Annotated in this window: 12 protein-coding genes and 1 other RNA gene; all 13 read right to left on the minus strand. The window is 52.1% G+C overall.

The window, feature by feature from the left end; all coding sequences use genetic code 11:
* Window positions 1-7: 7 nt before the first annotated feature.
* The 13 genes from rnpB to BN3772_RS05525 all read right to left on the minus strand — a co-directional run bounded on the left by rnpB (window position 8) and on the right by BN3772_RS05525 (window position 13,449).
* An RNA gene (gene rnpB, locus BN3772_RS05465) (RNase P RNA component class A) lies at window positions 8-415 on the minus strand.
* Between the two features lie 62 nt (window positions 416-477).
* Window positions 478-1,593 carry a Nif3-like dinuclear metal center hexameric protein gene (locus BN3772_RS05470; protein WP_042197539.1) on the minus strand — a complete coding sequence of 372 codons (1,116 nt, stop codon included), beginning with the start codon at window positions 1,591-1,593 and terminating at the stop codon, window positions 478-480.
* Entirely contained in the window at window positions 1,569-2,345 is a 777-nt protein-coding gene (locus tag BN3772_RS05475; RefSeq protein ID WP_042197542.1) for a tRNA (adenine(22)-N(1))-methyltransferase, read from the minus strand. Before BN3772_RS05475 ends, BN3772_RS05470 begins: the two co-directional genes overlap by 25 nt.
* Complete coding sequence (locus tag BN3772_RS05480) at window positions 2,342-3,166, minus strand: hypothetical protein (RefSeq protein WP_042197546.1); 825 nt, start codon at window positions 3,164-3,166, stop codon at window positions 2,342-2,344. The genes BN3772_RS05475 and BN3772_RS05480 overlap by 4 nt, the downstream gene beginning before the upstream one ends.
* 94 nt (window positions 3,167-3,260) lie before the next feature.
* Window positions 3,261-4,394, minus strand: a complete 1,134-nt coding sequence (gene rpoD, locus BN3772_RS05485; protein ID WP_042179394.1) for an RNA polymerase sigma factor RpoD — start codon at window positions 4,392-4,394, stop codon at window positions 3,261-3,263.
* Window positions 4,395-4,434: 40 nt separating this feature from the next.
* A complete protein-coding gene (gene dnaG / locus BN3772_RS05490; RefSeq protein ID WP_042197549.1) occupies window positions 4,435-6,255 on the minus strand; it encodes a DNA primase in 1,821 nt (606 codons plus the stop codon).
* Window positions 6,256-6,296: 41 nt separating this feature from the next.
* Window positions 6,297-6,752, minus strand: a complete 456-nt coding sequence (locus tag BN3772_RS05495) for a YaiI/YqxD family protein (RefSeq protein WP_425280419.1) — start codon at window positions 6,750-6,752, stop codon at window positions 6,297-6,299.
* Between the two features lie 231 nt (window positions 6,753-6,983).
* Window positions 6,984-9,065, minus strand: coding sequence for a glycine--tRNA ligase subunit beta (gene glyS / locus BN3772_RS05500; protein WP_042197554.1), 2,082 nt, complete (start codon window positions 9,063-9,065; stop codon window positions 6,984-6,986).
* Complete coding sequence (gene glyQ / locus BN3772_RS05505) at window positions 9,058-9,945, minus strand: glycine--tRNA ligase subunit alpha (RefSeq protein ID WP_042197557.1); 888 nt, start codon at window positions 9,943-9,945, stop codon at window positions 9,058-9,060. Before glyQ ends, glyS begins: the two co-directional genes overlap by 8 nt.
* Window positions 9,946-10,413: 468 nt before the next feature.
* Window positions 10,414-11,169: a DNA repair protein RecO gene (gene recO, locus BN3772_RS05510; RefSeq protein WP_042197560.1), complete on the minus strand. Its 756-nt coding sequence runs from the start codon at window positions 11,167-11,169 to the stop codon at window positions 10,414-10,416.
* Window positions 11,170-11,205: 36 nt separating this feature from the next.
* The gene (locus BN3772_RS05515) at window positions 11,206-11,349 is read right to left on the minus strand and encodes a YqzL family protein (protein ID WP_081947721.1); all 144 of its coding nucleotides are present in this window, start codon (window positions 11,347-11,349) and stop codon (window positions 11,206-11,208) included.
* Between the two features lie 107 nt (window positions 11,350-11,456).
* The gene (gene era, locus BN3772_RS05520; RefSeq protein ID WP_042179406.1) at window positions 11,457-12,350 is read right to left on the minus strand and encodes a GTPase Era; all 894 of its coding nucleotides are present in this window, start codon (window positions 12,348-12,350) and stop codon (window positions 11,457-11,459) included.
* Between the two features lie 679 nt (window positions 12,351-13,029).
* The gene (locus BN3772_RS05525) at window positions 13,030-13,449 is read right to left on the minus strand and encodes a cytidine deaminase (protein WP_042197563.1); all 420 of its coding nucleotides are present in this window, start codon (window positions 13,447-13,449) and stop codon (window positions 13,030-13,032) included.
* Window positions 13,450-13,665: the final 216 nt, after the last annotated feature.

The raw sequence follows: 13,665 nt of genomic DNA on the forward strand, positions 1-13,665 counted from the left end.
TGTCAGTTAGGAAAGTTTGCCGTAAGCCGGGTTCTGTGCTCGTTGTGGTTCATACGGGAACAACCCTCCCACCATAAGCGACAATCATCTATCTAGGCCGTACATTACTGCACAGCTCCAGCGACCAACCTAGACACGCCTCAGGCGAAGGCTGCCCTTCCGGTTAAGGAAGTGCTGTGTCTCATTAGGTCTTGCTCCAGATGGGGTTTACCAGGAACGAAGTCACCAGCGTTCCTCGGGGTCTCTTACACCTCGGTTCCATCCTTGCCTGTGCCGCCCGAAAGCGGCCATCGGCGGTCCATTTCTGTGGCACTATCCTTCGGCTCGCGCCGACTGGACGTTATCCAGCACCCTGCCTTGTGGAGCCCGGACTTTCCTCCCGCGGCAAGCCGCCGGCGATTGTCTGTCAAACTTCCCGAACAACATTGTATATTATACAGACTTGCACCAGCCTGCACAAGTACAAATAAAAGGGTTCTAGAGGAATCTGAACGGCTCTGTGCCGATTTCCGAAGCAAAGACTGTTGTATCATACTTATGCTCGGTCAGCTTGCCGCTCATAAACGCCGCTACCTTGACCTTCATAATCTTCTCGGCATTATGGCCCGGATCTATCAGTGTAATCCCGGCCAGGTGGGCGTCCTGTGCGGTATGGTAATCAATATCACCCGTTACCAGCACATCGGCTCCTTTAAAAATAGCACTGTTATAATACTTAGCCCCCGAGCCGCCCATTACAGCGGCCTTGCGGATTTTGCGGTTCAAGTCACCGACAACACGGACATGTTCCACGTCCAGTCCTTTTTTGACCGTTTCGATGAATTCCCCTAGTGTTACCGGCTCCTCAAGCCTGCCTACCCGGCCCAGACCGAAGCTGCGGCCTTTAAGATCCATAGAATAGAGATCATAAGCAACCTCTTCATAAGGATGCGCCTTCAGCATCGCCTGCACCACCTTGTTGCGGACAGACAGCGGCACAATCGTTTCGATGCGGATTTCCTCGGCCCGCTCCATTTTGCCGGCTTCACCGATATAAGGGTCTGAGCCCTCGCGCGGCACAAACGTACCATAGCCCTCTATGTTGAAGCTGCAGTGGCTGTAATTGCCGATCCAGCCCGCACCTGCGTTCAGGATTGCATCCAGCACCTTCTGATGATGGTCCTTTGGAACGAACACGACCAGCTTCGACAGCTGATCCGTATGAATGTCCTTGATCGGCGCACCGCCTACAATACCCAGTGCTTCAGCCATCCAGTCATTCATTCCGCCTTCAGCCACATCAAGATTGGTGTGGCTGATATAGACGGCAATATCGTTTTTAATCAGCTTTTCGTATAGTTTACCCATAGGGGTGTCAGTCTGAATTGCTTTGACCGGCCGGAAAATAATCGCATGATGCGCAATAATCAGATTGCAGCCCTTGGCAACCGCTTCATCCACGACTGCATCATTTACATCTAGCGCAACCAGTACACCGGTGATTTCCTTTTGCAGGCTGCCAAGCTGCAAGCCCACATTATCCCATTCCTCAGCCAGATGCTTCGGGGCAAGCTGCTCCATGTAGCTGATTACAGTCTGTCCTTTGGCAAACATTCCAGCACCTCCGAAATTCTCTTGATCTGCGTCCGGATTGCATTCCGCTTCTCTTCTGCCGATTCCAGCTCAGAACGGGACAGTGAAGCCAATATTCCCTCCAGCTTGGTTATTTCACCCTGCCATTTGGCAAAGAACACCGCATTCGGTCTCTCCAGCAGCCAGGGGCCCATCTGCAGCAGCAGCTCCGGACTCACAACAGCGCCGCCCGGCAGCACACGCTCAAGATACAGCTGCTCATTTGTCAGACCGAAGGCCTGTCCTTCCGGCAGCGCAGTCAGTACTTCATACGTTTTGCTGTCCTCTTCAAGAATATGCTCAGTTGTGACAACCCAGCCGTTATTCAGCAGCCAGCGGCGCAGAATATCCTCACCGACATTCGGCTGCAGCGCCAGGGTCTTAACACCCTCCAGCTTACCGAGCACCCGGCCGCGTTCAAGAATGGCTGCGATCAGCGATCCGCCCATGCCGGCGATCGAGATACAGTCCGCTTCTCCGGGTTCCAGCACTTCCAGGCCGTCACCTCGGCGGACGGCTATTCTTGCGCCTAATCCGGCTTCTGCAACGCCTTTGCGCGCCGCATCATACGGACCGGGATTTACTTCACCGGCAATTGCAGAGACAGCTTTGCCGCTCTCGACAGCGGCTACCGGAAGCAGGGCGTGATCAGAGCCGATATCGGCAAGTCTGCTCCCCTCCGGCACCTGTTCCAGCAGAAGCTGCAGCCGGTCTGATAATTTTACTTTGTTCATGATGCCACCCACGTTATCCATTTTTTTCGGAAAATAAACAGCAGAGCCAGCCCTACCGCAATCTTCACTATCAGTAACAGCGATACCCAATCCGGAAAGCCATCTCTTAGCCACAGCGCATCAACTTCCGGCATTAACCACAGTGAAACCCCCACACCCAGATAGACGCCTGACACGCCGCTTACCTTGTGATAGAGCAGCCAGCTCAGCCACACCATGATTACACACAGCGGCAGCCAGAGCAGCTCAAGCTCCAGCATGGACGCCTCAGGGCGCATCTGCCCGGAGAATCCGGCATACAGCAGTGCCCAGAAGGCTATTCCGCAGTAATGCAGCAATCCAATCCGCAGCATGAAGCCCAGCGCGCTCCAGAGCAGTCCGCACACGGCTATCAGCAGAGGCCGCCAGAAATCAGGATCAAGGTTATGCAGGGCAATCAGCCATAAGCCGAAGCCCAGTGTCAGGATGCTGCCGACTCCGGCCAGCAGCAGGCTGATGCTCTGATTCCGGTCCCGGTAAATAGCCGAATAGCCGTAACAGACGACTAAGACACATAGTGCCGTTGCAAGTTGCAAAGGCCAGGGAAAAACGCTAAAATAAAGACTAATCATGAAAATCAAGGAAATTATTCCAAAACCAAACAGCCATATTTTGATGCTTCCCTGCTGCAGATTCTGCAGTGACACCGGATTACTGTCCTTGATTTTATCCTCGTCATTATAGAGGTTACTCAGGAAATCACAGTATTGCTCCGGCAGCAGCTTGCTTCTTCTCCAGTATTGAATCTCTTTAATAATGGTCTCACGTTTTTCCAGATTCAACGCCCGATCCCCCATTTCCCCCTGGTGCTTAGGCTGTTCTTAAGCGCAAAGGACCTCCTGCCGCCGTGCAGCAGAAGGTCCGGGTATAGTACATCTATTCGAGGAAATCCTTAAGCCGTTTGCTGCGGCTCGGATGACGCAGCTTGCGCAGCGCCTTGGCTTCGATCTGACGAATCCGCTCACGGGTTACGCCAAAGACCTTGCCTACTTCCTCAAGTGTTCTTGTCCGTCCGTCATCCAGACCGAAACGGAGTCTAAGCACGTTCTCTTCACGCTCGGTGAGCGTGTCCAGTACATCCTCCAGCTGTTCCTTCAGCAGCTCATAAGCAGCTGCATCCGCAGGCGCCAGCGCCTCCTGATCCTCAATGAAATCGCCCAGATGCGAGTCATCCTCTTCCCCGATCGGCGTTTCCAGCGATACCGGCTCTTGAGCAATCTTCATGATTTCTCTGACCTTCTCCACGGTCAATTCCATCTCAGCCGCAATTTCCTCCGGCGAAGGCTCGCGTCCCAGTTCCTGCAGCAGCTGGCGGGAGACACGGATCAGCTTGTTGATCGTTTCCACCATATGCACCGGAATACGGATCGTGCGGGCCTGGTCGGCAATCGCACGGGTAATCGCCTGGCGGATCCACCATGTGGCATAGGTGCTGAATTTGAAGCCTTTGTTGTGGTCAAACTTTTCAACCGCTTTGATCAGACCCATGTTGCCCTCCTGAATCAGATCCAGGAACAGCATGCCGCGTCCGACATAACGTTTGGCGATACTTACAACGAGACGGAGGTTGGCTTCCGCCAGACGGCGCTTCGCTTCCTCGTCACCGTTCTTGATCCGCATGGCCAGCTCTACTTCATCATCCGCAGAGAGCAGGGGCACACGGCCGATTTCCTTTAGATACATCCGGACAGGGTCGTTAATTTTGATTCCCGGCGGAAGCGACAAGTCGTCGTCAAAGCTGAAATCATCGCTATCGTTATTCTCACTGTCCTCACCCTGACGCAGCGGAGAGCCTTCATCCTCGTTATCATTAACCACTTCAATCCCGTGATCACTGAGCTGCTCGTAGAACTCCTCCATCTGCTCGGGGTCCTGATCAAACGGCGACAGTTTCTCCATGATATCTTTGTAATTCAGAGATGATCTTTTTTTACCTTGTTCAATAAGCTGGTCCTTAACCTGATCCAGAGTAAATTCTGCTTCCAGTTCAGTATGCTGATCGTTCGCCATAATTCGACTCCCTCCTCCCTAGGTACATCCTGTCAGTTCCTCATTGTCTCTCTAGGGTTATAATCTCACTTGCTATTTGTGCCGCACGCAAAAAGTCACCGGATTTCTCCGCTTGAATCATCTCTTCACGCTTCTGCTCCATCTTGCGCTGTACAGGGTATTTTCTCACTTCACGGATGCAGTCATCCAGAACCTGCGTGTTCCAGTCCGGAGGGGTGTCCATCATGGATATTGCCGTAGCGGTTTTCTCCAGACGGTCATCCTGAAGCGATGATAGAAACCGGCTGATGCCGGGTGGTTTTCCTTGCGCGTAGTAGGCATATAGATAAGCAGCTATTGCCGCATGATCATCGATGTTGAATTCTTCTCCGAGGCGTTCGCCCACATAGGCGGCAGCATCCGGGTCCTGTATCATTAATGACAGCAGTCTCCGTTCTGCAGCATGATAAGCGGGGAGCAAAGCCGGTGTTTGCACCTGCCCTTTTTTATGCCTACCATTATTCCACCTTTTGTCGTTATTATCCCCTTCAGGCATGTTTTTTTGCATCGATGCCCGGAGTAGGTTGCAGTCCTGCTTCAGGCTGTCATAAGACAGCTCCAGCTCGGAGGATATTTCCCGCAAATATACTTCCCGCTCGGTTGAGGATTGCAGAGAGGCAATAATCTGCAGCGCCTCCTTGACATAGGCGATTTTGCCGTCTTCCTCTAGGAGTATATGGTTTTTTTTCAGATATATAAGCTTAAATTTTATGGCTGAGACCGCAGAATCAATGATCCGCTCCATGAAGCTCTCCCCGCCGTGACGGGAGATAAATTCATCAGGATCCATTCCGCCCGGCAGTACGGCCACCTTCACACGCAGCCCGCTTTCCTCCAGCATCGGGATTGCCTTCAGCGCTGCAGCTTGTCCCGCCTTGTCGCCGTCATAGGAGAGCACAATCTCGTCTCCCAGACTTTTCATCAGTGCTACATGGCTTTCTGTAAGAGACGTGCCCATAGTAGCCACACCGTTATGCACCCCTGCTTCCCAGGCCGAAATGACATCGCCGTATCCTTCAAATAGGACAATTTGCCGCGTTTTGCGGATGGATGCTTTGGACTGGTGCAGATTGTACAAAATCCGGCTTTTGTTAAATATTCTGCTCTCCGCGGAATTCAGATACTTTGGCTGACCGTCTCCGAGGATTCTTCCGGCAAAAGCAACCACCTTACCCATCCGGTTCGCGATCGGAAAAATAATCCGTCCGCGAAAGCGGTCAATATAGCCTTTGCCTTCACCTCTGGCAGACAGCAGCCCGCCTTTTTCCATTTCGGCAAGATCAAACCCGCGTTTCTCCAGGAACTGCAGCAGCGTATCCCAGCGGTCCGGAGCAAAACCGATCTGAAACTGGTCAATCATTTTGTCGCTGAAGTTCCGGGATCTTAAATAATTCATTGCGGCTGTGCCGTATTCCGTATTCTTCAGCAGAAAATGATAAAACTTTGCCGACAATTCATAAGCTGAAATCAGCCGGTCCCGTTCAGGATCCGGGGGAGACAGTGTTCCGCCCTTCCCCTCGGGAACAGCAATATCACTTTCTTCCGCCATTATTCTGACTGCTTCGGGGAAGGAGAGTCCTTCGATTTCCATCCTGAATTTGATGGCATTTCCGCCCATACCGCAGCCAAAGCAATGAAATACTCCCCGGTCAGGGGTTACTGTGAAGGAAGGGGATTTCTCCGAGTGGAACGGGCAGAGGCCCCATAAATACTTCCCCTGCTTGGTGAGATGGACAACCTTGCTGACGGTTTCTACAATATCATGCCGCGCCAGCACGCTCTCGATAACTTCTTCCGGAATATTACCGTGTCCGCTTGCCACTTTTATCCACCTTCATCTCTTATACAAATAAATATAATTCGCTATAGCTGCACATTCTCCTGCAAAAGTGTTAAAAGTTTTGTCAGTTTATGTTGAAAAAGATTTTTTTCCTCAGCGGTGATCGCTTTCGGCCCTTTGGAATACTGTCCGCGCCTGCGTTCCACTGCTCTGGCATGCCTGCCTTCCAGCATAAAATCCATCTTGGAATCCTCATATTCCTGTCCGCGGTTCGACAGCACCCGGCAGCGTTTGCCCAGCGCCAAGGCAGCCAGACCGTAATCCTGGGTAACCACGATATCCCCGGCAGTAATATGATTGGCGATATAAAGATCGGCGCTATCTGCTCCCCGGTCTACCTGAACCACAGTAACCCCCTCTTCCGCCTGAAGCACATGGTCATAGGAAGAAACCATGAGAACAGGTACGCCAAAGGTACGGGCGCAGGCGATAATTTCTTTTTTGACCGGACATGCGTCCCCGTCGACTACAATTTTCATTCTTTGGGACTTTTCCATTGCCATCACCAGGTCCTGTGTAATATATATACGCTTTACGCAAACCGAAATCCTTCTTTCGATAAAGCATAAATACGGAACGGATGTCAACTTACGCATTGGCACCGTTCCGTATATTTATACCCCAAACCATCGATCTATACCATAGTTCACACAAAATCACAACATTTTTTAGGCGAACGGCTTAAAAAAAGTGATTCTACAGCAAATGGATTACCACACCAGCTTGCCGAAATCGGCAAAGGCCCGGGAGTCTGCATCCACACCTGCCAGCAGCGCAAGACGGTTCGAACGGATTTGCTCGTCCTCAGCCATGACCATTACGGAATCAAAGAATCCGGTGACGGCATCCTTCAGACCGGACAGAATACGGAGTGCTTCAGCGGCATCACGGGCTGATAGTGCTTGCTGGTACGGCTCATGAATGCCCTGCCATGTCTCATACAGCTTCACTTCGGCATTTTCCTTCAGCAGAGAAGGCTGGATAGCGACACCCTCTGCAGCTTTGGCTGCCAAATTACTGACGCGGGTCAGGGAATCCACGGTAATTTTAAAATCATCCTGAGTACTTACAGCTTCTGTTAGCGCACGGCTTCTGCCGACAACATCAACAATATCGTCAAATCCTGCAGCTGTTACAGCTTCTACAACATCGTAGCGGATATTGTCGTCAGAAAGCAGGCGCTTCACACGAAGGCCGAAGAACTCGTACAGGTTATTACGCAGTTCAGGGGCAAAATGTTTCTCTCCGCGCAAACTTTCATGAACTTCCACTGCTGCAGTGAAAATTTCCTGCAAGCTGACAGGCAGCTTATGCTCCAGCAGCATCTGCACAATTCCTGCGGCCTGACGGCGCAGCGCGTAAGGGTCCTGGGAGCCGGTCGGGATTACTCCGATGGAGAAGCTTCCGACGATCGTATCGATTTTATCGGCCAGGCTGACCACCAGACCTGCTTCAGTCGATGGCACGCTGTCTCCGGCAAAACGCGGCTGGTAGTGCTCGAAGATTCCTTTTGCCACATTCTCGGCTTCTCCGGCTTTGCGGGCGTAGTCCTCACCCATCGTACCCTGCAGCTCAGGGAATTCACCTACCATTTGCGTTACCAGATCGAATTTGCAGATGTCTGCAGTACGGCTGACTTCTGCAGCAGCAGCGGGAGAGAGTCCAAGTTTAGCAGCAAGGCGGTCAGCAATAGCCCGGATTCTGCGGACTTTGTCACCGATGCTTCCCAGCTCTACCTGATAGACGATTGATTCCAGCTTAGCCAGGGCATCGCTGATCTGCAGCTTCTGGTCTTCCTCATAGAAGAACTTGGCATCCGACAGGCGGGCGCGCAGTACCTTCTCATTTCCTTTTGCAATGACATCAAGCGACCCGGCATTACCGTTACGCACTGTTACAAAGAACGGAAGCAGCTTGCCCGCACTGTCCAGTACAGGGAAATAACGCTGGTGCTCACGCATCGAGGTAATCAGCACATCCTGCGGAATATTGAGGAATGATTCATCGAAGGTGCCGAACAGGACCGTCGGTGTCTCCACCAGGAACAGAACCTCCTCCAGCAGATCTTCTTTAATCGCGATGGTCCATTCTTTGTCTGCGGCCAGCTTGTTGATCTGGTTCAGAATCAGCTCCTCGCGCTCCTTCACATCCACCAGCACATGCTGCGCACGCAGCGCTTCAACATAATCTGCCGGCTGGGCAATGACAGTCTCCGTACCCAGGAAACGGTGCCCGCGGCTGACATTACCTGCTTTGACACCGGTGATTTCCAGATTAACAATCTCCTGGCCGAACAAAGCTACCAGCCAGCGGATCGGACGGACAAATTTGAAGTCATACGCGCCCCAGCGCATATTTTTCGGAAAAGTCATCGCGTTCACAATACCGGTAAGCCCCTCACTCAGCAGGGAGGAAGTTTCAACACCGTCACTGTTCTTGGTCGCATAGATGTATTCAACGCCTGCCAGCTCTTTGAAGGTAAATTGTTCCGGCTCTACTCCCTGGCTGCGGGCAAAACCAAGCGCCGCCTTGCTCCAGTCACCGTTTGCATCAAGTGCGATTTTACGCGAAGGGCCTTTTACCTCTTCACTGACATCGGCCTGCTTCTCGGCAGCATCCTTTACCAGTACAGACAGTCTGCGCGGTGTGGCATAAGCCGTGACTCCGCCGTGCTCAATGCGTGAAGCTTCCAGCCATTTGGCCGTTCTCTCCTGAAGCTGCTCCATCGCCGCCCGGATAAACCGGGCCGGAATTTCCTCAAGTCCAATCTCGAACAAAATATCTTTAGACATGCTCAGCACCTTCTTTCTTCAGCAGCGGGAAGCCCAGCTTCTCACGTTCCTCCATATAGGTCGCGGCAACCGTACGGGCCAGATTACGCACTCTTGTAATAAAGCCGGTCCGTTCCGTTACACTGATTGCTCCGCGCGCATCCAAGAGGTTGAAGGTATGCGAGCATTTCAGCACATAATCGTAGGCCGGGAATACCAGATGGTTATCCATCGCTCTGCGTGCTTCCTGTTCGTAAGTGTTAAACAGGGTAAAGAGCATCTGCACATCGGATACTTCAAAAGTATACGTGGAATGCTCGACCTCGGGCTGATGGAACACATCCCCGTAAGTCACTCCGTCTACCCACTCCAGGTCGAACACATTTTCCTTTTCCTGAATGTAAGAAGCCAGACGCTCCATGCCGTAAGTAATCTCAACAGCTACCGGACTGGTCTCAATTCCGCCAACCTGCTGGAAGTAAGTGAACTGCGTGATTTCCATTCCGTCCAGCCACACTTCCCAGCCAAGGCCAGCGCAGCCCAGCGACGGATTCTCCCAGTTATCTTCAACAAAACGGATGTCATGCAAAAGAGGGTCTACTCCCAGCGCCTTCAGACTATCCAGATATAGCTCCTGAATGTTGTCCGGCGAAGGCTTGATAATGACCTGGAACTGGTGATGCTGGTACAAACGGTTTGGATTCTCGCCATAACGGCCGTCGGACGGGCGGCGGGAAGGCTCCACATAAGCTACCTTCCAAGGCTCTGGTCCCAGTGAGCGCAAAAACGTCATGGGGTTCATCGTTCCCGCCCCTTTTTCCGTATCGTACGGCTGGACGAGAATACAATTCTGTTCTGCCCAGAACTGCTGCAGCGTTAAGATCATCTGCTGAAAATTCATACTACCGACTCCTTCGCTTTACAAGTTTGTTGGCATTGCTGCCGTGAGGCTCTTTACTGTGCCGCGATGGAGGCGGCGTTCTTCTATGCTGCAATACCCGGACAAGTCCCTGATACTGCATGCAAAAAAGCTCCCGCCCCCATGCCTGATAGTCCAGACATAGGGACGAGAGCTTAACATATACTCCCGCGGTTCCACCCTACTTGATTACGTACCGCATTGCCGGCTGCTGTATGCACCGCTGCAACACGAATAGACGAAATCCACTTTTCATTCTGCCGAATCCGTACTCCCGGGTGCCTTGTTCATGAACCTTGTGCTACCGGGCTTCCACTCCCCCCGGCTCGCTTAAGCAGCAAATGCGTTCATTACTTTCCCGATCCCTGCACATCTCTGAGGCTTCAGAGTTACATCGGCATCTAGTTACAAAAGAAACTGTTCCCATAGTAACGGAAAATTCGGGATTCGTCAAATATTGTATTTATCCAGCTGGTCGAGGAAGCCCTGTGACTTCAGCCTCAGCCCGAGCTGGGCATCCATAAAGGCGCGCATTACGGTCTTCAGCTCGCTGCGGGTCGCTTCCTTTACATCGACATTGCCAAGGCGTGTCAGGTCAAGGGCAGCGAACAGGCGCAGGAGCTTCAGGGCACGCGGAGAAATTTCCACCGCCGGCGGATCATTGTGCCTGCAGCTGCGGCATAAGACGCCGCCGAGCCGCGGACTGATCCGCAGCTCTTCATCAGCCTTTTCCCGCCCGCAGACGATACACTGATCCAGCTCCGGTCCGTACCCTGCAGCCTGCAGTATTTTCATCTCAAATACATTAATAATGATGCCCGGTTCCTTATCTTCCTCCAGTGCACTGAGACATGCCGACAGCTGGCGGAACCAGAAGCTGCCGGTCTCCTCGTCATGCAATACACGGTCCAGCAGCTCGCAGGCGTATGAAGCATACGCTGCTTTGATCAGGTCTGTCCGCAGCCCGTGACGGGACTGAATAATTTCCCCTGCGTTCAGGGTACCCAGTCCCCCGTTGTTGCGGAAAAATACAAATTCGCCGGTTGTAAACAGCTGGATCAGCGCAGCATGGCGGCTCTTGACCTTTTTGGCGCCGCGAACAAGAACACCTACTTTGCCGGCGTTCTCGGTGCAAAGCGTAATGATGGCGTTCCCTTCGCCGTAATCCATACTGCGGATGACGATCCCTTCCACCCTGTGTAGCATGCCTCTTCCCCCAACCATCCGGCAAGCAACCAGTCTTTACTCTGCTTCTTCATCAAGAACCTGCTCTTCCTCCGCAATCAGCGGTCCGCCCGCCTCCAGCGGATCTGCGGCTTGCCTGTACAGCAGATATGCATCGACATCTCCAGTCATTGCAAAATACTTCCACGAAAAGTCTCGCATTCGTATTCATCCTTTCTTCGGAAACACGATGTCTCTTCAGAACTAGGATGTGCGCTGTGCTGAGGTTTATCCTTGCAATTCCTGCCATAACAGCCGCGGATACAGAATTATAGGTCTTTGTGGAAGCCTAAATCGCGCAGAACGCGGTCCTGGTTGCGCCAGTCTTTTTTCACTTTTACCCATAGCTCCAAGAAAATCTTCGATCCCAGCAGGTTCTGGATATCCGTGCGGGCCCGTCTGCCGACTTCCTTCAGAAGCGCCCCCTGCTTGCCGATAATAATTCCCTTCTGCGAATCGCGTTCTACAAAAATAATTGCACTGATATGCACTACCCCGTTCGGCTCAACACGCATATCCTCTATACCTACCGCAATGGAATGCGGCACCTCTTCGCGGGTCATGTGAAGAATCTTCTCACGAATCAGCTCGGCGCAGACGAATTGCTCCGGATGGTCTGTTACCTGGTCCTCCGGATAATACTGCGGCCCTTCCGGCAGATACTTGGAAATCTGTTCCAGCAGGGTGTTTACGTTGCTGCCAACCTTAGCGGAAATCGGAACGATTTCAGCAAACGTATGCAGCTTGTTGTACTCCGTAATCAGCGGAAGCAGTACTTCAGGCTCGATTTTGTCAATCTTGTTCATAACCAGGATTACCGGTGTCTTAACCTCTTTCAATTGCTCCGCGATAAAACGGTCACCGCCGCCCATCCCTTCCGAAGCATCCACAAGGAACAGCACAGCCTCTACTTCATGCAGGGTGCTGAGCGCCGTCTGGTTCATGTAGTCACCCAGCTTGGACTGTCTTTTATGAATACCCGGCGTGTCCAGGAACACAATCTGCGAATTGTTCGCTGTGTACACCCCGTGGATTTTGTTGCGCGTTGTCTGGGGCTTGTCCGACATAATGGCGATTTTTTGCCCGATCACCTGGTTCATGAGTGTTGATTTACCTACATTTGGTCTGCCGATAATAGCGACAAATCCTGATTTGAATTTCATATGATCTTCCCTTTCGTGTTAAAACAAAAATGAAAAAGCTTAAACCCTTTTTTCGATCCCCCTAAATCCCCCTTAGCCAAGGGAGACCCCAAGGGCCCCGGCCCTCTGGACACCCGGAAATGGGCGTTTTAGTAGTTATCGGCGCTTCGAACAGACATTTGGCGCTATGAGCGCTTTCGTTCCCTGCGGGAACACGCTGGACTGTTGGTGACCGGGATATTAGTCAACTAATCAAAACCTTTGGTCCTCTCATCCTACTTAAGGGAGCACTCAGCGATACAGGGATATTAGTCAACTAACATAACAATTTTGTGTGCTTTTTAGCTGGGCCGGGATTGGCGGAAACGGCAAGCCGAACAGCACAGCTTTAACTGTATTTTGTACAATTATTTAAGCACGAACCAGGTGTTTTACCGGTTTAGCTGTATTCTGTGCAGTTATTTTTAGACATTTGAGTGTTTTCGGTCAAAAAACAGCAATATAGTTGCACAAACTGCAGTTAATCTCAGCTGCAGACAAATCTAGCTTGGTTTAGTTGTACAAAGTGCAGCTAAACTGGAACGTCAGAAATCCGGCAGGCAGCAGCTGCCTAGTTAATAATAACCAGCCAGATATTACCCGGCCTGGCAGCAACTAGCGAGGCATTAACCAGCCAGCAACCTGAAAGCAGCCGGCCAGTCTACTCGGGCGCCTGCCCCTGCTCCAAATCGGCGGTTGTAAACGCGCCTGGCAGCAAATCACGCACGGTTGTCTCCACAATGTCGCCTTTCAGGTTGCCAAGGATCACCTTCATATCAGGGCTGCAGAGCTCTACCATTACCTGGCGGCAGACGCCGCAAGGGGAGACAGGCCCGTCTGTATCTGCAACGACTGCGATCGCCTGGAAGGTGCCGGGCTTGTGGCCGTCCGCGACAGCACGGAACAGCGCGGTCCGTTCGCCGCAGTTCGTCGGGCCGTAGGCGGCATTCTCAATATTGCAGCCGTGGTGGACATGACCGTCCTGATCCAGCAGGGCTGCGCCGACGCCAAAACGGGAATACGGTATATATGCATTGGTTCTGGCCTTAATCGCTTCCTGGAGAAGTAGAGCAGATTCCATAGTGGCCCTCCTAAAGGCTTGTTCAGCATAGTATACTTTTTCATGTTTTATCTATATCGTTTTGCCGGCGTTAACGATTTGCATTACTTTACGGGTTAATCCCGCTTCCTAAGCTTTCACTTACCTTGTGATTAGCAAGGCCCGCCGGTCTACACACCATGAAATTCCGGCACACCTGCAATAATGCTGCACAGCAGCCTCATGCAAGATGGCGGA

The organism is Paenibacillus camerounensis, assembly GCF_000723885.1.
Taxonomy (GTDB): domain Bacteria; phylum Bacillota; class Bacilli; order Paenibacillales; family Paenibacillaceae; genus Paenibacillus_AQ; species Paenibacillus_AQ camerounensis.